Source organism: Pseudomonas sp. K8, from assembly GCF_014889455.1.
GTDB classification, from domain to species: domain Bacteria; phylum Pseudomonadota; class Gammaproteobacteria; order Pseudomonadales; family Pseudomonadaceae; genus Aquipseudomonas; species Aquipseudomonas veronii.
Genome location: NZ_VJWO01000047.1, coordinates 1 through 26,176 on the forward strand (window position 1 = coordinate 1; position 26,176 = coordinate 26,176).

The window sequence follows — 26,176 nt, forward strand, 5'->3', positions numbered from 1 at the left end:
TGTTTGGCGACTACCCCGGCACCTGGGGCCTGATCCGCCTGCTGGAAAACGCCCAGGTCACGCCACTGGACGACGGCAACAGCCGCTACCGCCTGGCCCTCAAGGCGCCCGACGGCCTGAGCCTGACATGGCACCTGCGCACCGAACTGGATGCGGGGCCGCTGGCGTTGCTCAAGCTGCGTGACTTCAGGTTGCCGCAACAGATATTTCTCAATGAGGGCTGAGCCTTCGAGTCGGTGAGACCGCTCCTTGCAGGTCAGGGAGTGCCCGGCACATTCGGCCAAAGATCCGCCACCAGAAACAACCGCTCGGCTTCCTCCCACTCCTCGCCGTTCTGAACCAGTCGCACCAGCAACTGAGCCGGTGCCATCGGTGCCAGGTCCGCCAGCCATTCCAGCATCTGTTCTTCGCTCCACACCGCTTCTGCCTGGTAATGCGCTGGCGCCAGCCACGCATGTCGGGGCAAGGGCTGCCAGCGGCCGGGCGCGCTGGCGCTGACAAAGTCCCGCCAATCACGCTGATGCAGCCAGCGCCCACGCAAATGCTGCGGGTGAGCGCCATAGGGCGGTTCAGCCTGGCCAGGCCAGGGGTAAAGCAAATAGCCGCCGAGCCACAAGTGGGCATCGAACTGCGCGATGCCCAGCGCGGCCAACACCTCGCGGCTCTCCGGTCGTGCCGAAATCGGCAACTGATGCTGGGCCAGGTGCGCCAGCTTGCGATCCAGCCGATCATGACAGCCCGGCCCCAGCCACTGCGCGGTGTCCTGGCCATTGCCGTCCTGCGGGCCGAGGTAGAGTTTGATCGCCAGTTCCAGGTGATGCACGCCCTCGCGGTCGCGCAGCAGCATGTCCAGTTCGCCCAGGGTATGCCCGGCGCGGCGGATCGGCAGGTTGGCTGCCAGCAGTTCCACGCCCGGCGCATGCTGCACGGCGAACTGCCACAGGCGTTCGTAGTAGAGGCCCAGGCGCCGGGTGCGTGCCAGGTTCAGCCAATGCTGCAGGGGGCTGCTGTCCTGGTCCAATTGCCGCAGCCAGTGTTCGAGACGGTCGGGCGCCTGTACCCAGTCGCTGCCGGCCAGCGGATGGCGTTGCGGCCACGGCGTTTGCGCGAGCATCGGCGGGGCGAGCATCACCCACGCCAGGTCGCGCACCTCGGGATGGCGCAGTTGGCGGGGCAGGTTGTGCAAGTCGGGGAACACGGTCATGGTCCGAGCATAGCCTTTTACACAGGGGAGGGTGGCTGAGAAGCGTTGTCATCAAGGCTTCACGGCGACAAAGGATTTTGCCTGACGCGGCCTTTCGCCCATAATCGTTCTTTTTTGCCACACCCCAATCCCGCAGGAGCCCCATGGAGCAATTTCGCAATATCGGCATTATCGGTCGCCTGGGCAGTACCCAGGTGTTGGACACCGTCCGCCGGCTGAAAAAGTTTTTGCTCGAGCGCCACCTGCATGTGATCCTCGAAGACACCATCGCCGAAATCCTCCCGGGCCATGGCCTGCAAACCTCGTCGCGCAAGATGCTCGGTGAAGTCTGTGACATGGTGATTGTGGTCGGCGGCGACGGCAGCCTGCTGGGCGCCGCACGGGCGCTGGCGCGGCATAACGTGCCGGTGCTGGGGATCAACCGTGGCAGCCTGGGGTTCCTGACCGATATTCGTCCCGATGAGCTGGAAGTCGAAGTGGCCAAGGTGCTCGACGGCCATTACCTGGTGGAGAACCGCTTCCTGCTGCAAGCTGAAGTGCGCCGCCACGGCGAAGCCATCGGCCAGGGCGACGCCCTCAACGATGTCGTGCTGCACCCCGGCAAATCCACGCGGATGATCGAATTCGAGTTGTATATCGACGGCCAATTCGTATGCAGTCAAAAGGCCGATGGCCTGATCGTCGCCACGCCCACCGGCTCCACCGCTTATGCGCTGTCGGCGGGCGGCCCGATCATGCACCCCAAGCTCGACGCCATTGTGATCGTGCCGATGTACCCCCATATGTTGTCCAGCCGGCCGATTGTGGTCGATGGCAACAGTGAGCTGAAAATCGTGGTTTCCAAAGACATGCAGATTTACCCGCAAGTCTCCTGCGACGGGCAGAACCATTTCACCTGCGCCCCCGGTGACACCATCACCGTGAGTAAAAAAGCGCAGAAGCTGCGGCTGATCCACCCGCTGGACCACAACTACTATGAAGTGTGCCGCACCAAGTTGGGCTGGGGCAGCCGCTTGGGGGGTGGAGGCGACTGATGCTCGATCCCGCGCGTAGCTACGACCTGATTGGTGATGTGCATGGTTGCGCCCACACCCTTGAGCACCTGCTCGACCAGTTGGGCTACCACAAGCACGCTGGTACCTGGCGCCACCCGTCGCGCATGGCGGTGTTCCTCGGCGATATCATCGACCGTGGCCCGCGGATTCGCGAGGCGCTGCACATTGTCCACGACATGACCGAGGCCGGGCAGGCGCTGTGCATCATGGGCAACCATGAGTTCAACGCCCTGGGCTGGGCCACGCCCGCGCCACCGGGCAGCGGCAAGCAGTTCGTGCGCGAGCACACCCCGCGGCATGAGCGCTTGATCCACGAGACCCTGACCCAGTTCGAGGATCACCCGGCCGATTGGCACGACTTCCTCGGCTGGTTCTATGACATGCCGCTGTTCGTCGACGCCGGGCGTTTTCGTGTGGTGCATGCGTGCTGGGATGACGGGTTTATCCAGCCGCTGCGCGCGACTTTTCCCGATGGCTGTATCGATCAGCATTTCCTGCAGGCCGCCGCCGTGCCGGGCAGCTTCGCCTGCAATGCCTTTGACCGCCTGTTGCGCGGCACCGACATGCGTCTGCCGGACGGTTTGACCCTGACCGGCGGCGACGGCCTGACACGCTCGTTCTTCCGCACCAAGTTCTGGGAAGAGGACCCGAAAACCTACGGCGACATCGTGTTCCAGCCCGACGCGTTGCCGGAGCCCGTGGCGCGCACACCGTTGTCGTCTTCTGAAAAAAACTCCCTGCTGCGCTACGGCGTCGACGAGCCTGTGCTGTTCGTCGGGCATTACTGGCGCAGCGGCAAACCGGCGCCGATCCGTCCGAACCGGGCCTGCCTGGACTACAGCGCGGTGCTGTACGGCAAGCTGGTGGCGTATCGATTGGATCAGGAAACCCGCCTCGATCCGCATAAATTCGTATGGGTCGACGTTGAGCGCCCCGAGGTGATTACATGAGTGCCGTGCCCGTATTACGCTTGCCGCTGAGCGTCGACCTGGGCGGTTTCGTCAAACTGCTGCAACGCATGCAGGTGCCCCATCGCGTCAGTGAAGAAGCGGGCGAGCAGGTGTTGTGGGTGCCCGAGACCATCAGCGACGACGTGCGCGTCTTGTATCAACGTTTTCCGGCCGGCGATCCGGACCAGCAACTGGATATTCCGGAGCAGGCGGCGGTCACGCGCCCGGGGTTTGTTCAGCAAGTGCGCCATAGCCCGGTGACAGCGCTGGTGCTGCTGGCGAGCCTAATCGTCGGCGCGGTGACCTTGCTCGGTGAAACCCTGCAAGCGATGAGCTGGCTGACCTTCCTGCCGTTCCGGGTGATGGGTGAGTACATCCAGTTCACGCCGCTGGCCGACACCTTGGCCTCGGGCCAGTGGTGGCGGCTGGTCACGCCGATGCTGATCCACTTCGGCATCCTGCACCTGGCCATGAATGGCATGTGGTACTGGGAGCTGGGGCGGCGTATTGAAGCGCGCCAGGGCAGTATCAACCTGCTGGGGCTGACGCTGTTGTTCAGCCTGGCCTCCAATTTCGCTCAATACCTGTATGGCGGCCCCGGCCTGTTTGGTGGCTTGTCCGGCGTCTTGTATGGGCTGCTGGGGCATTGCTGGATCTATCAACTCATCTCGCCCAACCCGGCTTATCGCCTGCCCCGTGGGGTGCTGGTGATGATGCTGGTGTGGTTGGTGCTGTGCCTGTCGGGGCTGGTCTCGATGATCGGTTTCGGCGAAATCGCCAATGCCGCCCATGTCGGTGGCCTGGCCATCGGTTGCCTGACCGGCTTGTTGGGCGGTTTATACAGTCGTCGCAAATCCACTATTCGTTAAGGAAGAGCCTGAATGTCCTCTTTTGCTGAAATGATCGAAAACATCACCCCGGACATCTACCGGAGCCTCAAGCTCGCCGTGGAAATCGGCAAATGGTCTGATGGCCGCAAGCTCACCGCCGAGCAGCGGGAGCTGTCGCTGCAAGCGATGATCGCCTGGGAGATCCAGAACCTGCCGGAAGACCAGCGCACCGGCTACATGGGAACGCAGGAGTGTGAATCGAAGTCGACCACGGTGCCGAACATCCTGTTCAAGTCGGACGCGATCCATTGATTGAAATCGGTCGCGGTGCAGTCAGCAAAATGTCGGCGCAACTCGGTGAGCCGACCGTTCAATATGCGTTTCGTCTGGGCGATACCGAGGTGCCGGTCAACCCGATGATCGGTACCCATGTGCGCCTGGAATACCTGGGTGCGATCCATTGCAGCCATTGCGGCCGCAAGACCAAGACCAGCTTCAGCCAGGGTTATTGCTACCCGTGCATGACCAAGCTGGCTCAGTGCGACCTGTGCATCATGAGTCCCGAGCGTTGTCATTACGCCGCCGGCACCTGCCGTGATCCGGCGTGGGGCGAGCAGTTCTGCATGACCGACCATGTGGTCTACCTGGCCAATTCGTCGGGCATCAAGGTCGGCATCACCCGCGCCACCCAATTGCCCACGCGTTGGCTCGACCAGGGCGCCAGCCAGGCGCTGCCGATCGTGCGGGTGTCCACGCGCCAGCAGTCCGGTTTCGTCGAAGACCTGTTCCGCAGCCAGGTCGCCGACAAGACCAACTGGCGTGCCTTGCTCAAGGGCGATGCGCAATCGGTTGACCTCAAGCAGGTGCGCGATGAGTTGTTCGCGTCTTGCGCCGAGGGCCTGGCGAGTTTGCAGGAACGCTTTGGCCTACAAGCCATCCAAACGATTGCCGACATTGAACCGATCGAAATCCGTTACCCGATCGAGCAGTATCCGACCAAGATCGTCAGCTTCAACCTGGACAAGAACCCGATTGCCGAAGGCACGCTGCTGGGGATCAAGGGCCAATACCTGATCTTCGACACCGGGGTCATCAATATTCGCAAGTACACGGCCTACCAGCTCGCCGTGCATCAGTAAAAGGATGCCACCCATGCGTACCGAACAACCGAAGATGATTTACCTGAAGGACTATCAGGCGCCGGACTACCTGATCGATGAGACGCACCTGACCTTCGAGTTGTTCGAGGACCACAGCCTGGTCCACGCGCAGCTGGTGATGCGCCGTAACCCCGCACGTGGCGCCGGCTTGCCGCCGCTGGTGCTGGACGGTCAGCAGCTCGAACTGTTGAGCGTGAACCTGGCTGACCGGGAATTGACGGACGCTGACTACCAGTTGACCGACAGCCACCTGACCGTGCAGCCCACGAGTGAGACCTTCACCCTCGACACCAGCGTCAAGATCCACCCCGAAACCAACACGGCCCTCGAAGGCTTGTACAAGTCCGGCGGCATGTTCTGCACTCAGTGCGAGGCCGAAGGGTTCCGCAAGATCACTTACTACCTCGACCGTCCGGATGTGATGAGTACCTTCACCACCACCGTGATCGCCGAGCAACACAGCTACCCGGTGCTGCTGTCCAACGGCAACCCGATTGCCAGCGGTCCTGGCGAAGACGGCCGCCACTGGGCGACCTGGGAAGACCCATTCAAGAAGCCGGCGTACCTGTTCGCGCTGGTGGCCGGTGATTTGTGGTGTGTCGAAGACCGCTTCACCACCATGACCAACCGTTCCGTGGCGCTGCGTATCTATGTCGAGCCGGAAAATATCGACAAGTGCCAGCACGCCATGACCAGCCTGAAAAAATCCATGCGCTGGGATGAAGAAACCTACGGCCGCGAGTACGACCTCGACATCTTCATGATCGTCGCAGTCAACGACTTCAACATGGGTGCCATGGAGAACAAGGGCCTCAACATCTTCAACTCCAGCGCCGTGCTGGCCCGCGCCGAAACCGCCACCGACGCCGCGCATCAGCGGGTCGAGGCTATCGTCGCGCATGAATACTTCCACAACTGGTCGGGCAACCGCGTGACCTGCCGCGACTGGTTCCAACTGTCGCTCAAGGAAGGCTTCACCGTGTTCCGCGACTCGGGCTTCTCTGCGGACATGAACTCGGCCACGGTCAAGCGCATTCAGGATGTGGCGTACCTGCGCACTCACCAGTTCGCCGAAGACGCCGGCCCGATGGCCCATGCCGTGCGCCCGGAAAGTTTTATCGAGATCTCCAACTTCTACACCCTGACCGTGTACGAAAAGGGCTCGGAAGTGGTCGGTATGATCCACACCTTGCTCGGCGCCGAAGGCTTCCGCAAAGGCAGCGACCTCTATTTCGAGCGTCATGACGGTCAGGCCGTGACCTGCGACGACTTCATCAAGGCCATGGAAGACGCCAACGGTGCCGACCTCAGCCAGTTCAAGCGCTGGTACAGCCAGGCCGGTACGCCGCGCTTGGCGGTGAGTGATTCCTACGATGCTGCGGCCAAAACCTACAGCCTGACTTTCCGCCAAAGCTGCCCGGAAACCCCGGACAAGGTGGAAAAGCTGCCGTTCGTGATTCCAGTGGCATTGGGCCTGCTGGACGGCAAGGGCGCCGCTGTCGCGTTGCGCCTGGCCGGTGAGGCAAGTGCTGCCGGCACGTCCCGCGTGATTTCGGTGACCGAGGCCGAGCAGACCTTTACCTTCGTCGATATCAACGAACAGCCGCTGCCTTCGCTGCTGCGCGGTTTCTCGGCGCCGGTGAAACTGAGCTTTGCGTACACCCGTGATCAGTTGATGTTCCTGATGCAGCACGACAGCGACGGGTTCAATCGCTGGGATGCCGGCCAGCAACTGTCGGTGCAGGTGTTGCAGGAGCTGATCGGCCAGTACCAGGCGGGCCAGCCGCTGAAGCTGGATCAGCGCCTGATCGACGCTCTGCGCACGGTATTGAGCGACGAAAGCCTGGACCAGGCGATGGTCGCCGAAATGCTCTCGTTGCCGGGTGAGGCCTACCTGACGGAAATCAGCGAAGTGGCCGACGTCGACGCCATTCATGCCGCCCGTGAATTCGCCCGCAAGCAACTGGCCGACCAGTTGTTCGACGGCTTGTGGCTGCGCTACCAGGCCAACCGCGAACTGTCCAAGCAAACCCCGTATGTAGCGGCTGCCGAGCACTTTGCCCGGCGTGCCTTGCAGAATATTGCGCTGTCGTACCTGATGCTCAGCGGCAAGCCGCAAGTGCTGGCGGCGACGTTGGACCAGTTCGACACCAGCGACAACATGACTGAACGCCTGACCGCGTTGGCGGTGTTGGTGAATTCGCCGTTCGAGGCGGAAAAAGCCAAGGCCTTGGCGGTGTTTGCCGAGAACTTCAAGGACAACCCGCTGGTCATGGACCAGTGGTTCAGCGTGCAGGCCGGCAGCGTGTTGCCGGGCGGGCTGGCGCGGGTCAAGGCGTTGATGGAACATCCGGCGTTCACCATCAAGAACCCGAACAAAGTGCGTGCACTGGTGGGCGCGTTTGCCGGGCAGAACCTGATCAACTTCCACGCCGCGGACGGCTCGGGCTATCGTTTCCTGGCGGACCTGGTGATTCAGTTGAACGGCTTCAACCCGCAGATCGCCTCGCGTCAATTGGCGCCGTTGACCCGCTGGCGCAAATACGACAGCGCGCGGCAGGCGCTGATGAAGGCGGAACTGGAGCGTATTCGAGCTTCCGGTGAGCTATCGAGCGATGTGTTCGAGGTGGTCAGCAAGAGCCTTGCGTAAACCACGCAATTAAAAAAACGGCCGACAGGCCGTTTTTTTTCGTCCCGGATAATCGGCGGCCGAGCGGCTGCTGACATTTTCTGACAGGGTGCTCTGCTAAGCTGTGCCACTTTCTTTTTTTGATGGGCTCAACGTGTCGCGTACCACTCGTCTACTGACTTTGCTCCAGGCTCTGCGGGGCAAGAAGCGTCCGGTGACCGCTGCCGTACTGGCGGCGCAGTTGGAGGTGTCCGAGCGCACGCTGTATCGCGACATCGCCGAATTGACCGCGCTGGGCGCACCGATTTTTGGCGAGGCCGGAGTTGGGTATGTGTTGCGCAGCGGGCTGTTTTTACCGCCCTTGATGCTCAATGCCGAGGAAACCGAAGCCATCGTGCTTGGTCTGCGCTATGTGGATCAGCGTGGCGACGATGTCTTGAGCCATGCGGCGGCCAACGCCTTGGCAAAAATTGCCGACGTGCTGGACCCCGCCGCCCAGGAAGCGTTACGCAACCCGACGCTGCTACCTGGCCCGCCAGGGTTCGGCTACCCGGAAAACCGCGTACCGCTCAATGTGTTTCGCGAAGCCATTCGCAACCAGGCCAAGCTGCACATCGATTACGCCGACGCGAGCCAGACCCAGAGCCAGCGGCTGATCTGGCCCCTGGCGCTGGGCTTTCTCAATGAGGTGCGGGTGATCGTGGCCTGGTGCGAACTGCGAGACGCGTATCGCACCTTTCGCACCGATCGCGTGGCTGCCGCCGAGTCCCGCGGCGAGCGCTATCCGGGGCGCCGCAGTGATTGGTTGCGGGGCTGGCGCAAGTTGATGGAGCAGCAGCATTCCTCGCCGTTCACTCCTGACAAAAACTGACACAGCCCTGGTTTAGCATGGCGTCATAACTCATCACAAAGGAGCTGTGCCATGTCCCACGCTGATCTGGCCCCGGCCATCGCCGCCTACATTGCGGCAACCAATGCCTGCGACACTTCGGCCGTCGCCCATTGTTTTGCTGACGACGCCAACGTGTTCGATGAGGGCGCGCATCAGGTCGGCACCGCCGCCATCGCACGCTGGATGGAAGACACCGCGCAGCGTTATCAGCCCAGGGTCGAAGTGCTCAACGTGCAGCATCGCACCGGCAAGGTATTGGTCAGCAATGTGGTTTCCGGCAACTTCCCCGGCAGCCCGCTCGAGCTGCGCTATACCTTTCGCTTGAACGAGCAGGGCAAGATTTCACGGCTGGATATCTCCTTGTAAGTCATAATGGCGCGCATGACTTTCGACTCGCCGCTCGCCGCTTATCAATACGCCACCACTCAACTGGGCTTCGTCGCCGACGATGCCCAGCGCCGTGCGGTGGATGCCCTGCAGACCTGCCACCAAGCCTTGCACCAGGGGCGCTCGCCGATTCTCGGGGTTTACCTCTGGGGCCCGGTGGGCCGGGGTAAAACCTGGCTGATGGACCAGTTTTACCTGAGTCTGCGCGTGCCTGCGCGGCGCCAGCATTTCCATCACTTCATGGGTTGGGTACACCAGCGTTCGTTCCAGCTCACCGGCACCCATGACCCGTTGCAAGCGCTGGCCCGTGAGCTGGCCCAAGAGGTGCGTGTGCTGTGTTTTGACGAGTTGTTCGTCAGTGACATCGGTGATGCAATTATCCTTGGCCGTTTGTTCCAGGTGATGTTCGAAGAAGGCGTGGTGATGGTCTGCACCTCCAATCAACCGCCCGAACAGCTCTACGCCGGTGGCTTCAATCGCGAGCGTTTCCTGCCGGGCATTGCGGCGATCAAGCAGTACATGCAAGTGGTGGCGGTGGACGGTGGCGAAGACCATCGCTTGCACCCGGGTGTCGGCGTGCAACGTTATTGGGTCGATCAGCCGGATGCGCTGGCGGCGGTGTTCGAGCAATTGAGCGAGGGCCAAGCGGTGCGCCATGGCCCGATCAGTGTCGGTCATCGCTGCATCGTGGCGGTGCAGGCCAGCGACACGGTGTTGTGGTGCCGGTATGCCGACCTGTGCGAGCAACCTTTGGCAGCGATGGATTTCATGCTGCTGTGTGATCGTTTCAAGGCGATCCTGTTGGGTGAGGTCCCCAACCTGAGCGCACAAAAGCGACCGGGACGGATTGCCCGAGGCACCGAGGACGGTGTCCAGCGAGTAGCGGCCGGTGATCGCGAATTGCCCGAGTTGTCAGTACACGATGACAGCGTGCGGCGCTTTATCGCCCTGGTGGATGAATGCTATGACCGCAAGGTGCCGCTGTTCATCGAGGCTAAAGTGCCGTTGGAAAGCCTCTACACCGAAGGCTATCTGGAATTCCCCTTCCGACGAACCTTGAGCCGCTTGCAGGAGATGCAATTGCAGCGCTTTGGGGGGTAGGAAAAAGCCTGGTGCAAGTCCTATGGCCGCTTTTGATGCGGGTAACCTTCGCGCCTTCCGGCAGCTATTTGTAGTTAATCTCCTTCATCTAGCGCCTGCTCCACGCTTACAATCGTCCTCCTCAAAGGGAACTGATTCCCTTGTTTGTCGTTATCGAGGACGGAAATGGATACCCCTGAAATCCTGGTGCTGCAAGCCAGCTACACCAATCCTGTGCATGCCGAGGCCATTGCCCTGCTGCTCAATCATTACGCTGAAGACCCAATGGGGGGCGGCCACAGCTTGCCCGCCGACCTGTTGCAACAACTGCCGGCTGAACTGGCCAAGCGCCCGCATGCGTTCAGTGTCCTGGCATTCGTGGGCGGCGAGCCTGCGGGATTGGTCAATTGCTTTGAAGGGTTTTCCACCTTCGCCTGTCGCCCGCTGGTCAATGTCCACGATGTCGCCGTGATGAATCGGTTCCGGGGCCTGGGGCTGAGCCAGAAAATGCTGCATAAGGTCGAGGAAATCGCCCGTCAGCGTGGCTGCTGCAAGATCACCCTGGAAGTGCTCGAGGGCAATGCTGTGGCGCAGTCGGCGTACCGCAAGTTCGGTTTTGACGACTCGGTATTTGATCCGGCCCATGGGCGTATGTTGTTCTGGAACAAACCACTGTAATAAGGCACAGGCAAAAAAAGGCGCCATTGAATGGCGCCAAGTTAACCTTTGCCAACAGAGCGGATTGGCACAGGGTGATGCGAGTTAAATAAAAGTTAACTTAACTTTTAGGTTGTGCCTCGGTGCTGGATTGATCAGCTGTGTCGCGCTTTAAAGTTTTACCGTCAGCGGAGGCAGTTTGTTCATTACTGCCGTGGAGTTTCTGCTGCGTGAAGGTGAAGTTATTGTAGAACTCCTTCGAGCGCTCCGAGCCGCCTTCTGCAAAAGCCGCCGCGGAAGTCAGGGTCAGCAGGCCGGCAAGCATCAAAATCGAGGGTTTCATCAAGGTGTTCCCATTCAGTGTGGTCGGTATCCGCTCGGTCCTTGATCAGATTCATGGGGCGATTGTGCGGGCAGCTTATTAAGTGGGTATTAACGTGGAGAACTCCCAAAGTTAACAATGTTGTTAACTTCGGCGGAGGGCGGTTAGAGTTTCCAGTCGAGAGCCAAGGTTATCGAGCGCGGGTCGCCCCAGTACACGCCATTATAAAAACCGACGCGTTCATAATATTTTTCATCGAATAGATTATTGACGTTAACCGAAGCCGAAACATGCTCGTCGAACTGGTAGCGCGACATCAGGTTGACCACGGTATAGGCCTGTTGGGTGATCTTGGTGGATTCGGTGAGCAGGTAACCCTCTTGGTCCCGGCCGCCGATCGGCCGCTCGGCGAAGTCGTAGAAGTCGCTCTGCCAGTTCACCGCGCCGCCCACCGTCAACCCGCGCCATTCGCCCGGTAAACGATAGGCTGTCGACACCTTCAGCATATTCATCGGCTGGCCAGTGTTGTTGCGTTGTTTATCGCCGTTGAGCGAATGGGTGTAGGTGTAGCCCGCCGTGAGGTTCCAGTCCGGCATGACTTCGCCGGACACCTCCACTTCAAAGCCCTGCACCTTGTTGCCCTTGCCACCGGATTTGTAGAACTGCTCGCGGGTGATCGGGTCCGGCGGGGCCGCATTGTCGAGTTCGGCGACGTTATCCTGGGTGCTCCAGAAATACGCGGTGGCCAGGTTCAAGCGTTCGTTGAGCAGGCTGCCCTTGAGGCCGATTTCGTAGTTACTGCCAACCACTGGTTCGAGGTATTGCTTGCTGGCGTTGCGCTCGTCCTGCGGGTTGAAGATGTCGGTGTAGCTGGCGTACACCGTGTATTCCGGTGTCAGGTCGTAGAGCAGGCCCGCGTAAGGTGTCCACATGTCTGTGTGGGTCTGGCTGGATTTGCTTGAGGCGGTCAATTGATTGTCGAGGTTGTACGTGGGCGAGGCGCTTTCGATTTCCCAGCTGCCATAGCGGCTGCCCAGTACCGCATGCAGCGTGTCGGTCAAGCTCAAGCGTGTGGCGAGGTAGCCGGCCTTTTGTTTTTTGCTGCTGTGTTCGCCCTTGAGGCCGGTGGTGCGGTCGGGGAATTTGCCGATGCCGCCCATGTGTTTCCAGTCTTCGATGGTCTCGTAGCCTTGGGGCGTTGCAAAACGTTGGAAGGGTGACGTATCGCGCTGCTCGGATTCGCCATAACCCAGCATCAACGCATGCTCGCGCCCCAACAGCGCGTAGGTGCCGGCCAGGTTGAAGTCGACCACATCCATTTTCGAGGTGCCGACCATCTGGTTGGTCCAGGCCGTCATGCCGCTGCCATCGGCATTCGGAAAACCGGCGCCGCCGTAATACACCTTGCCGTCGGTATCGCTTTGCCGATGGGTGTAGGCGGCTTTCAGGCGCCAGTCCGTCGCCAGTGTGTGATCGATGGAGGCGAAGGTGGTCTTGTCCTTCAGGGGCCAGGAGCTCCAGTCGGCCGCGAGGTTGGCCGAGCGCGACAGGCGGGCCTTGCTGCCGTCGCTGTTCCAGTAGGGCAGGGTGCCCCAGGAGCTGCCTTGCACGTGCTTGTTCTGGTAGTCGAAGCCGACGGCTACCACGGTGTCGTCCGTCAGGTCGGCCTCCAGAATGCCGTAGCCGACTTCCCGTTGCAGCGCGTAGTTGTCGCGAAAGGATTGGCTGTCACGGTAAGCCATCACCGTGCGCCCGCGCAGCCGTCCGTCAAAGGCCAGCGGGCCGCCCACATCCAGGTAGCTGTAGTAGTTGTCATGGCTGGCGCCGCTGACGCCGGTCTTGGCTTGCCATTGCGCGGTCGGGCGCTTGCGGATCATGTTGACGGTCGCCGAGGGGTCGCCGGCACCGGTTGTCAGGCCAGTGGCGCCGCGTACTACTTCGATACGGTCGTAGATGATGGTGTCCGAGTCGGACTTCATGCGCCCGAACGTATTGAGCATGCCGTCCACCTGGAAGTTATTGATCGAATAACCCCTGGAGGAATACCCGGCCCGGTCCGAATCCAGATGCTGGACCGTCACGCCGGTGGTCTGGCGCAAAGCGTCGGTCAGGGTATTGAGATTGAAATCGTCCATCTGTTGGCGGGTGACCACCGAAATGGATTGAGGCGTTTCCTTGATCGACAGGTTCAGCCGGGTGGCGGTACTCATCGAGCCGGTGGTATAGGCCCCGGTGTGCTCGGTATTGGCGCCCAGGCCTTCGGCGCTGATGTGGGTGCTGCCCAGCTCCAGCGCGGTGGCGGGTGTCTGTTCGGGGTCGGTTTCAGCCAGCAGTTCCGGGCTCAGCGCCAGGCTGAACAGGCCGAGGGTAACGGTCATGGAACGGGTAAAGGGCGCGAACATCGCGGAAGACTCCTTGTCGTCTTTGTGGCCTTCTCAGTAAGAAAAGGCCTTGGCTCAAAGACGAAAGGAGGCGTGGAACTTTAGGTGTAAACGAGAATGATTGTTATCGTTCTGTTACAAGGCGGTATTTACTTGAGTGCCACGCCGTCGTTTTCGGCCGTCTTCGGTTTGATCAGGCTAAAGTCGATCAGCGCTTTCTGCTGGCGCTCATAGGGGTTGCCGATCAACAACGGGCGCGGTTTGAAGCTGTCGCTGACCAGGCTTTTGCTGTGGTCCAGCTCATCGAAATTCAGGCCGGCCAAGTCGGCCCAGGTGTGGATCAGCTGCGAGCTGCTGTAGGGCCGTTGCAGGTCGCCGGCAAATTTCCAGTCGTGGGTTTCGCGCCATTTCGGTGAGGCGTAGGCCATGAACGGGATGGTGTACATCGGCGCCGTCGGCTTGCCTTCGTTGCGGCCCAGGGTGGTGTGGCCGGCGGAGTCGAATACGTCTTCACCGTGGTCCGACAGGTACAGCAGGAAACCGTTGGGGTCGGTCTTGGCGTAGTCCTTGATCAGGCTCGACACCACGAAGTCGTTGTACAGCACGGCGTTGTCGTAGCTGTTGTAGATCGGCAACTGGGCATCGGTGATAGCGTCCGGAACACCCTGGCGATCGGTGAACTTCTCGAAGGTTGGCGGATAGCGGTACTGGTAGCTCATGTGCGTGCCCAGCAGGTGGACCACGATGAGCTTGCGCTCGGCGGGGTCGGTCAGGGCCTTGGCGAATGGCGCCAGCACGTCACCGTCGTATTGGCGGGCGTTCTGGTTGCGGTTGTTGTTCAGGTAGACCTGCTCGTCGGCCTGTTCGGAAAAGGTCGTGAGCATGGTGTTGCGCTTGGTCATGGTCTGCTGGTTGGTGATCCAGAAGGTCTTGTAACCGGCCTGTTTCATCACGCTGACAATCGACGGCGTCTTGAGGTACAGGTCCGGGTTCTCTTCGTCGGCGAAGGTCAGCACCTGTTGCAGCGCTTCAATGGTGTAGGGGCGCGGGGTGATGACGTTGTCGAACACGGCCAACTGGTCACGCAGCTTGTCCAGCTCCGGCGTGGTATTGCGCGGGTAGCCATAGAGGCTCATGCGTTGGCGGTTGGTGGACTCGCCGATCACCAGCACCAGGGTCGAAGGCTGGCCGGCCATGCTGTCCTTGAGGTTTTTCAACGGCGGGATCTGGCTGGCGCTGGTCAGCATGCCTTGCATGTTGTCCAGTTGCTCGGTGTAGCGGCGGTAGGCGACGATCATCTGCCACGGCACAGCCGGCTCGATGCGGGTTTCAAAGCGGTCGATGGCCAGTTCCATGGTTTCGCTCGTGGCGATCTGCTTGACCAACGGGTAGCCGACGACGGCCAGCACAATGGCTACCGCTGCCAGTATCGACTGGCCGCGAGGCAGGTAAACCGGGCGCAAGCGCGTCCACAGGAAGATGGCGAAGGCGGTGTGGGCAATGAATGCCAGCACGATCCACCAGGCGAAATATTGGGTGGCGTATTCGCCCGCTTCAGAAATGTTCGACTCGAACATGATGAAGATGACGCTCTGGGAGAATTCCTGCTGATAGATGAAGAAATAACCCAGGCTGGCCATGGAGCAAGCCCACAGCACCACTCCGATCAAGGCGGCCAGCAGGCGAGTACGGCGCGGGAATAACAACATCGGCGCCAACCACAACGCACTCATGAAGAAGGCTTGGCGAAAGCCACTGAAACCGGAAGTGCCGGTCAGTTGAATCAGCAGTTGGGTAATACCCGAGAAGTACCAGAAGAACAGGAACAGCCAACCCAGGCCGGCCCAATCAAAACCTTTCGCAGACGTAGTGCTGCGTTTGAACATCGCCATCCAGCGCTCCAACCCGATAATTTTTCAGCTGACGCGCAGGGACGCACGCAGCAGAGGCCGCCCTTGTGTAAGGCGGCCCTTCGGGCGCGAGTATCGTGAAGGAGATGTGAAAACTTTGTGAGTTTTTTGTAGGAGTTACCTTACAAAACCGCTCAGCAGAGGGCGGGCTGTGTGCTGGAAGGCTGATCCAGTTGGCCTTGCAGGTGCGAGCGCAGGCGCAAGACTTCCTGTTGCAGTTGGTCGCGTTCGGCCTTCAATTGGCGCAACTCGTCGCGACGGATGCTGACGTAGAGGGTCTGTGGCGGGCGGGTCATCTGTGCTGTGCTCATTGCTTACCTCGCAAATAGCCGGTAGATCGCGGTGCCAGAACGCATGATTGGAGGTTCTGGGCATCAGTCGGAAGCAATTCTGAATTCTTTTATGTATCAAGGGAACTTTTTTATTTTTGGCGGTCGTGTGACTTTTGCGGCGGTAATGGTGAAATGCTGGCTACTTTTTCTCATGAAACTATACCGATCCGCTCTGAACTAACCCTCATTAGCCTCATTGCGCTATAAACTATGTCACACATTTTTTAGTAGTTAGGAGCATCAGCACATGCAACTGGGGATTATTGGACTAGGCCGCATGGGCGGTAATATTGCGCGGCGCCTGATGCTCAATGGGCATACCACCGTTGTTTACGACCGTAACGAAGCATTTGTCAAAGGCCTGAGCGAAGAGGGCGCCACCGGCGTTGCCGATTTGAAGGCGCTGGTCGCCGGGCTGCAGAAGCCTCGCGCCGTGTGGGTGATGTTGCCGGCAGGCGACCCCACCGAAAACACCATCAATGAACTGAGCGACCTGCTGGACCACGGTGACGTGATCATCGACGGCGGCAACACCAACTACAAGGACGACGTGCGTCGTGCCAAGGCCCTGTCGGAAAAAGGCCTGCACTACGTCGACGTCGGCACCTCGGGCGGCGTCTGGGGCCTGGAGCGTGGCTACTGCATGATGATCGGCGGCGACGCCGCGACCGTGCAGCGCCTTGATCCGATCTTCGCCAGCCTGGCGCCGGGCCTGGGTTCCATCCCGCGTACCAAGGACCGCTCGGCCGCCGCAGACCCCCGCGCCGAGCACGGTTACATTCATGCAGGCCCTGCAGGTTCGGGGCACTTCGTGAAGATGATTCACAACGGTATCGAGTACGGGATGATGCAGGCGTTTGCCGAAGGCTTTGACATCCTCAAGACCAAAAACTCGGAAAACCTCGCAGAAGACCAACGTTTCGACCTGAATGTTGCCGATATCGCCGAAGTCTGGCGTCGTGGCAGCGTGGTGTCGTCCTGGCTGCTGGACCTGACCGCCGACGCCCTGGCCACCGACCCGAAACTCGAGGGCTACTCCGGCTCGGTTGCCGACAGCGGCGAAGGCCGTTGGACCATCGAAGCCGCCATGGAACAAGCCGTGCCGGTGCCGGTGCTGTCCACGTCGTTGTTTGCGCGTTTCCGCTCGCGCCAACAGAGCACCTACGGTGACAAGATGTTGTCTGCCATGCGCTTTGGCTTCGGTGGTCACGTGGAGACGTCCAAAAAATGACCGCCAACGGCAAGAAACCCAAGGCCGAACCCGCTCCTCCCACTACGCTGTTTCTGTTTGGTGCCCACGGCGACCTGGTCAAGCGCCTGCTTATGCCGGCGCTGTACAACCTGAGTCGTGACGGGCTGCTGGGCAATGGCTTGCGCATTGTCGGCGTTGATCACAACGCCATCAGCGATGCTGACTTTGCCAAGAAACTCGAGGACTTCATTCGCACCGAAGCCGCGAGCAAGGTCAAGGGCAATGCCGACAACGCACTGGACCCACAGCTGTGGGCGCAGTTGGCCAAAGGTATCAGCTACGTCGAGGGTGATTTCCTCGACGACAGCACCTACGCGGACATCGCCGAAAAAATCGCCGACAGCGGCACCGGCAATGCGGTGTTCTACCTGGCCACCGCGCCGCGCTTCTTCAGTGACGTGGTGCAGCGCCTGGGCAGTGCCGGTTTGTTGACGGAGAGCGACGATCACTTCCGCCGCGTGGTGATCGAAAAGCCGTTCGGTTCCGACCTGGCCACCGCCGAAGCCTTGAACGCCTGTTTGCTCAAAGTGATGAGCGAGAAGCAGATCTATCGCATCGACCATTACCTGGGCAAGGAAACGGTACAGAACATCCTGATCAGCCGTTTCTCCAACGTGCTGTTCGAGGCGTTCTGGAACAACCATTACATCGACCACGTACAGATCACCGCCGCCGAAACCGTCGGCGTGGAAACCCGGGGCAATTTCTTCGAAAAAACCGGCACCCTGCGTGACATGGTGCCTAATCACCTGTTCCAGCTGTTGGCAATGGTCGCCATGGAACCGCCGGCGGCGTTTGGTGCCGACGCTGTGAGGGGTGAAAAGGCCAAGGTGATCGGTGCCGTGCGCCCTTGGTCCGCAGAGGATGCGCGGGCCAATTCGGTGCGTGGCCAGTACAGCGCCGGAGAGATTGGTGGCAAGCCGGTTCCCGGTTATCGCGACGAGGCCAACGTCGCGCCCGACAGCAGCACCGAAACGTTTGTCGCCCTGAAAGTGATGATCGACAACTGGCGCTGGGTGGGTGTGCCGTTCTATCTGCGCACCGGCAAACGCATGAGCATTCGCGATACCGAGATCGTGATCTGCTTCAAGCCGGCGCCTTATGCGCAGTTCCGCGACACCGAAGTGAATGAGCTGCGGCCCACGTTCCTCAAGATCCAGATCCAGCCCAACGAAGGCATGTGGTTCGACCTGCTGGCGAAAAGGCCTGGGCCGACCTTGGACATGGCCAACATTGAGTTGGGGTTTGCCTACGAAGACTTCTTCGAAATGCAGCCGTCGACGGGTTACGAAACCTTGATCTACGACTGCATGACCGGCGACCAGACCCTGTTCCAGCGCGCCGACAACATCGAAAACGGCTGGCGTGCGGTGCAGCCGTTTCTCGATGCGTGGAAGGAAGACGACGGGATCCAGGCCTACAAGGCCGGTGAAGATGGTCCGGCGGCGGCCGATGCGTTGCTGGCCCGCGATGGCCGTGCCTGGCACTCGCTCGGATGAGTGATACTGCGAAGCATCCCATCCGGTTTGTGTTGAGTGATATGGACGGCACTTTGTTGCGCCCGGATCACACCGCGACCCAACGCACCCTTTCAACGGTTCGTGCCTTGCGTGAAGCCGGCGTGTTATTCAGCCTGGCCAGCGGGCGTCCGCCCAAGGCCATGATGCATATGGTCGAAGCGTTTGGCATCGACGTGCCGGTGGCGGGCTTCAATGGTGGCACACTGGTCAACCCTGACGGCAGCGTGCTGGTCGCGCACCGGCTCCCGGCGGAGGCGGCGCTGGTGGCATTGGCGCTGTTTTCCGGCGAGCCGGACGTGGAAGTCTGGCTGTTTGCCGATGGTGAATGGCTGCGGCGCGATCCGCCTGGGCCCATGGTGGCAGTTGAAACCGCTGGCCTGGGTTATGGGCCGCTGGTGGTGGAGAGTTTTGAACCGTACCTGGATCGGGTCGACAAGATCGTCGCCGCCAGTCGCAACACGCAATTATTGATGGAGCTGGAAGCGCAATTGCAGCCCAAGGTGCAGGGCTTGGCCCAGGTCTCGCGTTCGCAACCGATCTACCTGGATGTGACCGCCATGAAAGCCAACAAAGGCGAGGCCTTGAAAGCCTTGGCCGCGCACCTCGGAGTGCCGTTGGCACAGACCGCAGTGATTGGCGATGGTGGCAACGACCCGGCAATGTTTCATGTGGCCGGATTGTCGATTGCCATGGGGCAGGCTGAAGAGCCCGTCAAGCGTCAGGCGGATGTGGTCACCGGCAGCAATCTCGAAGACGGTGCGGCGCAAGCGATTGAGCGGTTTATTCTCAAGGTGCCACACAAAGTGTTCGATACGCCAAGTTAGAACGTCGGCGTTTAATACTGAACTTGCGAGCCCTGTCTTTTACAATACAGTGCTCGCAAGTTGCAGTTTCGGATTACTTCGGCATGGCCCAGGACTGCAACTGGTAGCCATCTTTATCGAGCTCGGCGCGCGCCTGCAACAACAAATCTTCCAGTTGTGCCGGGTCGGTATACGCGCTCGACGACAGTTGTTTAGTGCCGATGCGGGTATTGGTGCGGTCGATGACGCTCAGGCTGAGGGCACCGTTGCCATCGTGCCAGGCCACGCACTGGAAGGGTTGGAAAGCACGGTCTGCGATCAAAAGAGCTTCGTTGATGCGGAGCGGGGCGTTCATGTGGGTCTTCTCTCTAAATGCCCAATCAAGTGAGTGCCGTCGGCTGGGCTGACCGTGCGGCGAGTTACTTGTACTGATGCGCGATGGCGGGGTACGGGTCACATGTTAGAGCAACAATTTTCAACTTTCTGTGATTGACGTCATGTAAGCGGCTGTTTTGAAAGCTGAATACGCGATTCGGCAGGTACAACTTTTTTGCTGGGATGTGACGGTCGAGTGGCTTTTTGCCAAGACATATAGCAAAACGATACAAGGCAACTGTCAAGATTTTGATACTGTAATTGCCGGGCGTCACAAACCTTTGTTTATAAATAACTTTAGCAATTCTGGCGCCAAGGAATAGTCATGATTGTTACACCTGTGCAGCGCCGCTTGCTCGTGGTCGACCCCTGTGATGACTGCTATGAGTTGTTACCGGGTTTGCGTGCGGCGGGGTGGGAGGTGGACAGTTGTACGTTGGCGGCCGTGGGGGAGCGATCCTGCGATGTCGGCTTGCTGCGCTTGCAGCCGTATCACCTGGAGCGGCCCGAAGCCGTCAAGGAACTGATCAGCCGCAGCGGCACCGAGTGGATCGCGGTGCTCACCCAAGAGGTGTTGCGCTTGCAGAATGTCGGCGATTTTGTCTGCGAATGGTTTTTTGACTTCCATACCTTGCCGTTCGATGTGTCCAGGGTGCAGGTCACCCTCGGCCGCGCCTTTGGCATGGCACGGCTGCGGGGCAAGGGCTACACCGCGGTGGACGAGCCTGAACATGAACTGCTGGGCGACAGCCGACCGATCCGCGAGCTGCGCAAGTTATTGTCCAAATTGGCGCCCACCGAGTCCCCGGTCCTGATCCGCGGCGACAGCGGCACCGGCAAAGAGCTGGTGGCCAAAACCCTGCACCGCCAATCCCAGCGCCATGCCAAGCCGTTTGTCGCGATCAACTGCGGCGCGATCCCGGAACACCTGATCCAATCCGAACTGTTTGGCCACGAAAAGGGCGCGTTTACCGGCGCCCACCAGCGTAAGATCGGGCGGATCGAAGCGGCCAATGGCGGCACGTTGTTTCTTGATGAGATCGGCGATTTGCCGATGGAGCTGCAGGCCAACCTGCTGCGATTCCTGCAGGAAAAACAGATCGAACGCGTCGGCGGCAGCCAGCCGATCCCGGTGGATGTGCGAGTGCTGGCGGCGACCCACGTCGACCTGGAAGCGGCCGTGGCGAAGGGTACGTTTCGTGAAGACTTGTATTACCGTTTGAATGTGCTGCAAGTAGTCACGGCGCCGTTGCGCGAGCGCCACGGTGACGTCGCCATGCTGGCCAACCACTTTGCGCGCTTCTACAGCCAGGAAACCGGGCGCCGCCCCCGCAGCTTCAGCGAAGACGCCCTGGTGGCCATGGGGCACCACCCTTGGCCGGGCAATGTGCGTGAGCTGGCCAACCGCGTGCGCCGAGGCCTGGTGCTGGCCGAAGGGCGGCAAATCGAAGCCGTTGATCTGGGTTTGCAGAGTCAGCAGGCAATTTCGTCGCCGATGGCTACACTGGAAGACTATAAACACCGCGCCGAACGCCAGGCGCTGTGCGATGTGCTCAACCGGCACAGCGACAACCTGAGTGTCGCGGCCCGTGTGCTGGGGATTTCCCGGCCGACGTTTTACCGGTTGTTGCACAAACACCAGATCCGCTAGGGCGGGTAAACCGAAAAGCCCCGCAACGACCCTTATCGTTGCGGGGCTTTTCCCTGTGCGCGGTTTAGAAGTAGTACGGGAATTTCAGGCTGAAGGTGAAGTCCGGCGCATCATCCGTCATGCCAATGGCCAGGTTCGGCACGATCGTCAGGTTATCCGACGCCGCGATGGTCATGCCCACGTTGAAGTAACCGGCGTTGGCGTCGCTGGAGACCACCGATTGCCAATCCCCGCCGTCTGGCTTGAGCTTGCTCTTGCGTTGGACCAGGTCGGAAACCGAGAACGACATACTCATCTTCTCGTTGAGGGCGAAGGCGACACCGACGCCGAACTGGAAGCTGTCACCCAGGCGGACTTTGCCGCCGACCTTCTGATTCACGTCACTGCTGATATCGTCAAATGAGTCCTCGAAGTTATGGGTATAGGAGAGCGAGCCAAACAACACCGCCGGGTCGAACGTCTTGACCAGGGAAATGCCCGGCGTGACCGACCAGACGCCATTGCCGGTGGGCAGGCTTTCCGGCACGTAGAGGTTGTCGTTGGTGGTTTGCTTGACCAGTTTGATGCCAAACGGCTCTTTACCCGTTGGCGCCTTGACCCGCACCGACACGACTGCATCCGGCAAGTTGGCGGTTTCGTCGAGGAACTTGTAAGCGACACCGAAGTTGACATCGCCGATGGTCGGGTCGCGGGTCACTGACGCTTCCGACGTGGCCTGGGCATTGTTGCCGGCACCGCCGGATTGGTAGGTGGACTCGCGGTAGACCACTGGCACGTTGACGTCGAATTGCCAGCGGTTATCGACGTTGTAGCGTCCGGTCAGGTCCAGCGTCCAGTTATCCGCCTTGATTCGGTCAAGGTTGATATTACCCAGGAAAATCGAGTCCAGAGCGAGGAAACCGTTGACGGTCAACTGACGGGCGTCGTAGCGCGCATAAGTTATGCCGGTTTCGAAGCTGAATTTGCCGTTGCCGAAGAAGCCGCTGGCTTCGTTGTAAAGGTTGCTGACGCTTTGCGCAGGCGCCGAGTCGTCCTTAAGCGACTGCCCATAGGAACTGCCGCCGCCACCCGCTCCCCCGGAGGCAGCTGCCGCGCCTGTACCTGCGACGGTGGTCCCACCTTTTTTGAAGTCCGACGGGGATTTTGCCAGACGTTTGGGCGCTGGAGTCGCCGGCTGGTCTTCGACCTGGCGCACCCGTTGTTCCAGCACCGCCAGGGCCTTTTGCTGCACGTCGTAACGCTGTTTGAGTTCCAAGAGTTCTTGTTTGAGCGTCTCGATATCGGCGTCCGGCGCGGCATACAACATGGACGCAGGTAAGAGCGTACTTAAACAAACAACCGCACGTAATGATAGCGATCGATGCATGAAATAAGCCGTCCTTTTTTAATGCGTAAAGTGTCGAGGCTCAGCGTAGTTCAATATCCGAGAGTGCGTAGGCCTTTGAGTTGGTCAAGATTGCAGTTCAGCGCGCCATTGTTCAGGCTGTTGCCCATGACAATGTTGAGCTGGGTCATATTGTTGACAAAATTCGTGTTGCCGGTAAGCACCGTACCTTGCAGTACATTGCCAGCACCGATCTGTTGAAGGCTGTTGCCCTGGTTGTTATTGGCCTGAATGGCCATTTGCAAGCCACCGTTCCTGGCCGAAACGGCAACATCGCCTGCCGCACTGCTGCCGGTGACCACGCCTCCGGCGACCAGCACCTGGCCTGATTGCACCAGGTTGCCCGGTGCGAGGCCGTTTTCGGTGACGTTGATGCCGACATTGTTGTAAGCGGTGTTGCCATCGCCGGCCGCACGCACGCTTTGGGTCACGCCTTGGCCGCTGCCCAGGCCCGCGCCGCCGACTACCGAACCGGTGCCTGTGGTCTGGTTGGTGCCCGTGCCTTTGACGCCGACGGTCTGTACGTAAAACTGCGGGGTGATGGTCGCCTTGTCGATCTGCATGCTGGCTTTGCCGGTGATCGAGTCACCCACCGAGTTGGTCCAGGTGCTGCTCATGACGATGCCGAAGCTGATGATCCGCCCCGGCATCACATAACGACCACGCAACTCGGCCATTTCCGAGTCTTTCAGTTCGATAGGCTTGAACCCCGATGAAGCATAAGCGGGCATTGAGGCTGCCAGACACAAGACCGTCAGCCAACGGGAAGTGTTCATCTCTCGCTCCTGGAGCTTCCTGCCCCTAATGGCGCTTCTTAGAAGAAGTCGCTTTGGATAAAACCGAAGTCCATCAGCTCGGCATCGCCCACGGGTCTGAATTCATTCAGTTTGTTCTTGGCACTGAGAGGGGTAGGCGGGTCAAGCAGGACATTGGCCTTGTCATAACCTTCGCCCAACACCGCAAATACGATGCCATTCCAACCCTTGACGAAATCGTCGCGCGAATAGCGTTTGTGGCCCAGCACCGGGTCGCCGATGTATACCCAGTCCTTGTCTGCGCGTTGCATCACCACGAAGTGCTTGTAGCCCCGGATTTCCAGCAGCACCACCACAGGGATCTTCACGGTCACCAGAGTGTCTGGTGCGATCTTGTAGCCCCGGGCACGCATGCCGATGCTTTCGAGATAGCGCTTCATGTCCAGCATGGAAAAACCCTGGGTGCGTACCAGGTTCTGGTCGGCGTTGACCAGCATGCCTTTGATGATGTGTTCTTCGTCGACGTCCAGCCAGTAGGCTTGGCGCAGGATGGTGGCAAGTGCCGCAGCACCGCAGCTGAAATCGGTTTTCTGTTCCACCAGGTTGGCGAACCGACGCTCACGGATACTCTCGACCTTTTTATAGATGACTGCACCGCCGGGCATGGCGGAGATCGCCATCGTGCCTGCCCATGTTGGGCCGGTGAGCAACATCAGGAGGGTGAGGGTCGCGAGGCGCATGATCGAATGACCTGTTGGACACTGGAATAAAAAAGGGCCTTGTTGCCAAGGCCCCGTTGGATCAGAAGCGAACGCCGCTGGCGCAGCTGCTGCAACCCTGACCGATGGACAGGCTGTTGCTGCTTTGGTTGCCCAAGCCCGACTGCAGGTTTACGCCTACGTTGCCGGAGTTGCTGTTAACCGAGCTGTCGAGGCTCGAGTTGTTGGACACATACTGAGGTTTGCCGCCATAGCCATAGCCATAACCGTGGCTGGTAGCAGCAGCGTTCAGGTAGCTGTTGCCGAGCGAGTTTTGCTCGGTGTTGGCCGCTGCCGCGATGTTATTGCCGTCAGCGGTAGTGATTGCCATGTTGTTTTTACCCTGGTTGCCTTGACCGGCCTGGCCGTTGTAACCCAGGTTGCCAGAGTTGCTGTTAAGCGATTTGTCCAGGGAGGCGTTGTTTTGCGTGCCTTTGTTGGAGTAGGTGTTCAGCAAGCTGTTTTGATTGACATCGACCACGGCGAATACCGACGCGAAGTCGCCTTTGGCGCTGGAGATGGCAGCAGAGTTGTCTGCTTGGTTGCCACTGCCAGCCTGGACGTTGACCCCAGTGTTACCACTGTTGCTGTTTACCGAGCCATCGGCCGAAGCGTTGTTTTCGGTTTTGGTGTCGTCGAACTTGTTGCCAGCGCTATTTTGTACGTCTGTCACAACAGCGGCCACAACCCCGGTGGGTTGAGGGGCCGGATGCCAGCCACCACCATTTGCTTGTGCAGCAGCAGCCATCAGCGCGGCCAGAGCGAAAACCATTGGTTTCAGAGCCATTTGAGGTTTCATGGTGTTTCTCCTTGCTTCTAATTTAGTTGGTTAAGTGTTGGTACGGTCTAGCGAGTACTACCAAGCATTTACTTGATAGTGATGCCCAGGGTGTTAGCCACTCGGTTCCCCACCCCTGCACTCTGGTTCACCTGAATCACTCCTCGGCTGCCTGTGAAGGCCTGGTCGCTTGTGACGACCTGGCGACTGCCAGTGGTAGGGGTGAACCCTGAGTCGGTTGCCAGCGTCGTCGTGTTCTGCTGCAACAGGACGCTGTCGTCGATGCTTTGCGGGCCAGGGTTGATGCTGACCCGCACGGCATTGATTGATTGGTTATTCGCCCCGGCTGTCTGGTTGATGCCCAGCATGCCGTTGCCATTGGTAAAAGAGGTTCCTGCGATCGCGGCCTTGGCGTTCAGCGACGGATCGACCTTGCCGTTCAGGTTTTGGATATTGACGGTGGTGGCTTGTCCACCCAGTGTGATGGCACGGTTGTTGGCCGTTTGCTGTTGGATGCCGGCCGACTGGTTGATCGAGAAGTTGCCGTTGTAGTTTTTTCCGCTGTTGTTGATCACCGCGGAGTCGTCTGCCCATGCAGTGGCGCTGCTCAGCAGGGCGAGGATCAGAAGAGTGCGATTCATTACTTGCCCCCCATCATGTTGCCAATGTTGTTCAGGGGGGCCATGCCGCGCTGGATCGAGTTGCTGATCTGGCCGCCCATGCTGCTGCCCGCGCCGTGGCCGGCCGTTGCACCGGTACCCAGTGTCGACATGCTGCTTTGCGTGGAGGTCACGCCAGACAAGTTCCCCGCAGTCTGTATGGAACGGGCGATGCTCGAGCCACTGCTGATGCCGCCGATATCCAAATCACTGAGTTCACTTGAGGTGGCACTGTTGATTTCTCTGCTGGGATTGGCGTTGGCAGTGGTGGGGTAGGGGTCTGGACCGAACGATGCGCGACCGTACATATGACCTTGCACTTCACGCCCGGTCACGATGACACCGTCGGCAGCAAAGCTCGGAACGCTGACGCCGATGCTGAGTACACAGCTGACCAGCAGTACATTCATCGAACCTTGAGTGAGTGTGATCACGGCGGCATTCCTTTTTCG

Annotated in this window: 27 protein-coding genes; 15 read left to right on the plus strand and 12 right to left on the minus strand. The window is 59.8% G+C overall.

Features of this window, described 5'->3' with window-relative positions; all coding sequences use genetic code 11:
• A partial coding sequence (locus tag INT12_RS24500; protein WP_319017449.1) for a type VI secretion IcmF C-terminal domain-containing protein occupies positions 1-224 on the plus strand: 224 nt, incomplete at its 5' end.
• 32 nt (positions 225-256) lie between these two features.
• Here the strand turns inward: INT12_RS24500 and INT12_RS24505 are convergent.
• On the minus strand, positions 257-1,204 hold the full coding sequence (locus INT12_RS24505) for a DUF1853 family protein (RefSeq protein WP_079443633.1): 948 nt from the start codon (positions 1,202-1,204) through the stop codon (positions 257-259).
• A gap of 143 nt (positions 1,205-1,347) precedes the next feature.
• On the opposite strand from INT12_RS24505, the gene INT12_RS24510 reads away from it, so the two are divergent.
• From INT12_RS24510 to INT12_RS24555, 10 genes are all read left to right on the plus strand, one after another.
• Positions 1,348-2,238, plus strand: coding sequence for an NAD(+) kinase (locus INT12_RS24510; protein ID WP_003217892.1), 891 nt, complete (start codon positions 1,348-1,350; stop codon positions 2,236-2,238).
• The gene (locus tag INT12_RS24515; protein ID WP_193059055.1) at positions 2,238-3,209 is read left to right on the plus strand and encodes a metallophosphoesterase; all 972 of its coding nucleotides are present in this window, start codon (positions 2,238-2,240) and stop codon (positions 3,207-3,209) included. The genes INT12_RS24510 and INT12_RS24515 overlap by 1 nt, the downstream gene beginning before the upstream one ends.
• Positions 3,206-4,078: a rhomboid family intramembrane serine protease gene (locus tag INT12_RS24520; protein ID WP_193059056.1), complete on the plus strand. Its 873-nt coding sequence runs from the start codon at positions 3,206-3,208 to the stop codon at positions 4,076-4,078. The genes INT12_RS24515 and INT12_RS24520 overlap by 4 nt, the downstream gene beginning before the upstream one ends.
• 12 nt (positions 4,079-4,090) lie before the next feature.
• Positions 4,091-4,351, plus strand: a complete 261-nt coding sequence (locus INT12_RS24525) for a YeaC family protein (RefSeq protein ID WP_017848373.1) — start codon at positions 4,091-4,093, stop codon at positions 4,349-4,351.
• Positions 4,348-5,178, plus strand: coding sequence for a DUF2797 domain-containing protein (locus tag INT12_RS24530; RefSeq protein WP_193040914.1), 831 nt, complete (start codon positions 4,348-4,350; stop codon positions 5,176-5,178). Before INT12_RS24525 ends, INT12_RS24530 begins: the two co-directional genes overlap by 4 nt.
• A gap of 13 nt (positions 5,179-5,191) precedes the next feature.
• Positions 5,192-7,849 (plus strand): aminopeptidase N, encoded by a 2,658-nt coding sequence (gene pepN, locus INT12_RS24535; RefSeq protein ID WP_057005227.1) that lies wholly within the window; start codon positions 5,192-5,194, stop codon positions 7,847-7,849.
• A gap of 133 nt (positions 7,850-7,982) precedes the next feature.
• The gene (locus INT12_RS24540) at positions 7,983-8,699 is read left to right on the plus strand and encodes a helix-turn-helix transcriptional regulator (protein ID WP_026140198.1); all 717 of its coding nucleotides are present in this window, start codon (positions 7,983-7,985) and stop codon (positions 8,697-8,699) included.
• A 51-nt stretch (positions 8,700-8,750) separates the two neighbouring features.
• The gene (locus tag INT12_RS24545; protein WP_017848377.1) at positions 8,751-9,086 is read left to right on the plus strand and encodes a nuclear transport factor 2 family protein; all 336 of its coding nucleotides are present in this window, start codon (positions 8,751-8,753) and stop codon (positions 9,084-9,086) included.
• Between the two features lie 15 nt (positions 9,087-9,101).
• A complete protein-coding gene (gene zapE, locus INT12_RS24550; protein ID WP_102618182.1) occupies positions 9,102-10,208 on the plus strand; it encodes a cell division protein ZapE in 1,107 nt (368 codons plus the stop codon).
• 165 nt (positions 10,209-10,373) lie between these two features.
• Positions 10,374-10,865, plus strand: coding sequence for a GNAT family N-acetyltransferase (locus tag INT12_RS24555; protein WP_193040916.1), 492 nt, complete (start codon positions 10,374-10,376; stop codon positions 10,863-10,865).
• Positions 10,866-10,965: 100 nt separating this feature from the next.
• Here the strand turns inward: INT12_RS24555 and INT12_RS24560 are convergent, their stop codons facing one another.
• The 4 genes from INT12_RS24560 to INT12_RS24575 form a co-directional block, all read right to left on the minus strand.
• Entirely contained in the window at positions 10,966-11,187 is a 222-nt protein-coding gene (locus INT12_RS24560; RefSeq protein WP_046483715.1) for a hypothetical protein, read from the minus strand.
• A 143-nt stretch (positions 11,188-11,330) separates the two neighbouring features.
• On the minus strand, positions 11,331-13,568 hold the full coding sequence (locus INT12_RS24565) for a TonB-dependent siderophore receptor (RefSeq protein ID WP_108526580.1): 2,238 nt from the start codon (positions 13,566-13,568) through the stop codon (positions 11,331-11,333).
• A gap of 128 nt (positions 13,569-13,696) precedes the next feature.
• Positions 13,697-15,439, minus strand: a complete 1,743-nt coding sequence (locus INT12_RS24570; protein ID WP_017848382.1) for a phosphoethanolamine transferase CptA — start codon at positions 15,437-15,439, stop codon at positions 13,697-13,699.
• A gap of 152 nt (positions 15,440-15,591) precedes the next feature.
• Positions 15,592-15,768: a DUF6026 family protein gene (locus tag INT12_RS24575; protein WP_155678519.1), complete on the minus strand. Its 177-nt coding sequence runs from the start codon at positions 15,766-15,768 to the stop codon at positions 15,592-15,594.
• Between the two features lie 268 nt (positions 15,769-16,036).
• On the opposite strand from INT12_RS24575, the gene gnd reads away from it, so the two are divergent.
• The 3 genes from gnd to INT12_RS24590 are packed head-to-tail and all read left to right on the plus strand — an operon-like array spanning position 16,037 to position 19,385.
• Complete coding sequence (gene gnd, locus INT12_RS24580) at positions 16,037-17,020, plus strand: phosphogluconate dehydrogenase (NAD(+)-dependent, decarboxylating) (protein ID WP_017848384.1); 984 nt, start codon at positions 16,037-16,039, stop codon at positions 17,018-17,020.
• Entirely contained in the window at positions 17,017-18,540 is a 1,524-nt protein-coding gene (zwf, locus tag INT12_RS24585) for a glucose-6-phosphate dehydrogenase (RefSeq protein ID WP_017848385.1), read from the plus strand. The genes gnd and zwf overlap by 4 nt, the downstream gene beginning before the upstream one ends.
• Positions 18,537-19,385 carry a Cof-type HAD-IIB family hydrolase gene (locus tag INT12_RS24590; RefSeq protein ID WP_046483709.1) on the plus strand — a complete coding sequence of 283 codons (849 nt, stop codon included), beginning with the start codon at positions 18,537-18,539 and terminating at the stop codon, positions 19,383-19,385. Before zwf ends, INT12_RS24590 begins: the two co-directional genes overlap by 4 nt.
• Before the next feature lie 73 nt (positions 19,386-19,458).
• Here the strand turns inward: INT12_RS24590 and INT12_RS24595 are convergent, their stop codons facing one another.
• Complete coding sequence (locus tag INT12_RS24595; RefSeq protein WP_017848387.1) at positions 19,459-19,719, minus strand: hypothetical protein; 261 nt, start codon at positions 19,717-19,719, stop codon at positions 19,459-19,461.
• 345 nt (positions 19,720-20,064) lie between these two features.
• Here INT12_RS24595 and INT12_RS24600 point away from each other — a divergent pair, with 345 nt between their 5' ends.
• Positions 20,065-21,390, plus strand: coding sequence for a sigma-54 dependent transcriptional regulator (locus INT12_RS24600; RefSeq protein ID WP_017848388.1), 1,326 nt, complete (start codon positions 20,065-20,067; stop codon positions 21,388-21,390).
• Positions 21,391-21,454: 64 nt separating this feature from the next.
• Here the strand turns inward: INT12_RS24600 and INT12_RS24605 are convergent, their stop codons facing one another.
• From INT12_RS24605 to INT12_RS24630, 6 genes are all read right to left on the minus strand, one after another.
• Positions 21,455-22,756: a hypothetical protein gene (locus INT12_RS24605; RefSeq protein ID WP_026140201.1), complete on the minus strand. Its 1,302-nt coding sequence runs from the start codon at positions 22,754-22,756 to the stop codon at positions 21,455-21,457.
• A gap of 50 nt (positions 22,757-22,806) precedes the next feature.
• Positions 22,807-23,550, minus strand: a complete 744-nt coding sequence (locus tag INT12_RS24610) for a hypothetical protein (protein WP_046483706.1) — start codon at positions 23,548-23,550, stop codon at positions 22,807-22,809.
• Between the two features lie 38 nt (positions 23,551-23,588).
• Entirely contained in the window at positions 23,589-24,269 is a 681-nt protein-coding gene (locus tag INT12_RS24615; protein ID WP_017848391.1) for a C39 family peptidase, read from the minus strand.
• Positions 24,270-24,330: 61 nt separating this feature from the next.
• Entirely contained in the window at positions 24,331-25,086 is a 756-nt protein-coding gene (locus INT12_RS24620; RefSeq protein ID WP_046483704.1) for a hypothetical protein, read from the minus strand.
• 68 nt (positions 25,087-25,154) lie between these two features.
• Positions 25,155-25,706: an adhesin gene (locus INT12_RS24625; protein ID WP_079443640.1), complete on the minus strand. Its 552-nt coding sequence runs from the start codon at positions 25,704-25,706 to the stop codon at positions 25,155-25,157.
• A complete protein-coding gene (locus INT12_RS24630) occupies positions 25,706-26,158 on the minus strand; it encodes a hypothetical protein (RefSeq protein WP_026140202.1) in 453 nt (150 codons plus the stop codon). The genes INT12_RS24625 and INT12_RS24630 overlap by 1 nt, the downstream gene beginning before the upstream one ends.
• Positions 26,159-26,176 lie beyond the last annotated feature (18 nt).

What these genes read in the sequence shown, in the direction of transcription:
- INT12_RS24505 (WP_079443633.1), bottom strand. Translation starts at nt 1,204, where the DNA reads ATGACCGTGTTCCCCGACTTGCACAACCTGCCCCGCCAACTGCGCCAT.
- INT12_RS24510 (WP_003217892.1), top strand. Translation starts at nt 1,348, where the DNA reads ATGGAGCAATTTCGCAATATCGGCATTATCGGTCGCCTGGGCAGTACC.
- INT12_RS24515 (WP_193059055.1), top strand. Translation starts at nt 2,238, where the DNA reads ATGCTCGATCCCGCGCGTAGCTACGACCTGATTGGTGATGTGCATGGT.
- INT12_RS24520 (WP_193059056.1), top strand. Translation starts at nt 3,206, where the DNA reads ATGAGTGCCGTGCCCGTATTACGCTTGCCGCTGAGCGTCGACCTGGGC.
- INT12_RS24525 (WP_017848373.1), top strand. Translation starts at nt 4,091, where the DNA reads ATGTCCTCTTTTGCTGAAATGATCGAAAACATCACCCCGGACATCTAC.
- pepN (WP_057005227.1), top strand. Translation starts at nt 5,192, where the DNA reads ATGCGTACCGAACAACCGAAGATGATTTACCTGAAGGACTATCAGGCG.
- INT12_RS24545 (WP_017848377.1), top strand. Translation starts at nt 8,751, where the DNA reads ATGTCCCACGCTGATCTGGCCCCGGCCATCGCCGCCTACATTGCGGCA.
- zapE (WP_102618182.1), top strand. Translation starts at nt 9,102, where the DNA reads ATGACTTTCGACTCGCCGCTCGCCGCTTATCAATACGCCACCACTCAA.
- INT12_RS24555 (WP_193040916.1), top strand. Translation starts at nt 10,374, where the DNA reads ATGGATACCCCTGAAATCCTGGTGCTGCAAGCCAGCTACACCAATCCT.
- INT12_RS24560 (WP_046483715.1), bottom strand. Translation starts at nt 11,187, where the DNA reads ATGAAACCCTCGATTTTGATGCTTGCCGGCCTGCTGACCCTGACTTCC.
- INT12_RS24565 (WP_108526580.1), bottom strand. Translation starts at nt 13,568, where the DNA reads ATGTTCGCGCCCTTTACCCGTTCCATGACCGTTACCCTCGGCCTGTTC.
- INT12_RS24570 (WP_017848382.1), bottom strand. Translation starts at nt 15,439, where the DNA reads ATGGCGATGTTCAAACGCAGCACTACGTCTGCGAAAGGTTTTGATTGG.
- INT12_RS24575 (WP_155678519.1), bottom strand. Translation starts at nt 15,768, where the DNA reads ATGAGCACAGCACAGATGACCCGCCCGCCACAGACCCTCTACGTCAGC.
- gnd (WP_017848384.1), top strand. Translation starts at nt 16,037, where the DNA reads ATGCAACTGGGGATTATTGGACTAGGCCGCATGGGCGGTAATATTGCG.
- zwf (WP_017848385.1), top strand. Translation starts at nt 17,017, where the DNA reads ATGACCGCCAACGGCAAGAAACCCAAGGCCGAACCCGCTCCTCCCACT.
- INT12_RS24590 (WP_046483709.1), top strand. Translation starts at nt 18,537, where the DNA reads ATGAGTGATACTGCGAAGCATCCCATCCGGTTTGTGTTGAGTGATATG.
- INT12_RS24595 (WP_017848387.1), bottom strand. Translation starts at nt 19,719, where the DNA reads ATGAACGCCCCGCTCCGCATCAACGAAGCTCTTTTGATCGCAGACCGT.
- INT12_RS24600 (WP_017848388.1), top strand. Translation starts at nt 20,065, where the DNA reads ATGATTGTTACACCTGTGCAGCGCCGCTTGCTCGTGGTCGACCCCTGT.
- INT12_RS24605 (WP_026140201.1), bottom strand. Translation starts at nt 22,756, where the DNA reads ATGCATCGATCGCTATCATTACGTGCGGTTGTTTGTTTAAGTACGCTC.
- INT12_RS24610 (WP_046483706.1), bottom strand. Translation starts at nt 23,550, where the DNA reads ATGAACACTTCCCGTTGGCTGACGGTCTTGTGTCTGGCAGCCTCAATG.
- INT12_RS24615 (WP_017848391.1), bottom strand. Translation starts at nt 24,269, where the DNA reads ATGCGCCTCGCGACCCTCACCCTCCTGATGTTGCTCACCGGCCCAACA.
- INT12_RS24620 (WP_046483704.1), bottom strand. Translation starts at nt 25,086, where the DNA reads ATGAAACCTCAAATGGCTCTGAAACCAATGGTTTTCGCTCTGGCCGCG.
- INT12_RS24625 (WP_079443640.1), bottom strand. Translation starts at nt 25,706, where the DNA reads ATGAATCGCACTCTTCTGATCCTCGCCCTGCTGAGCAGCGCCACTGCA.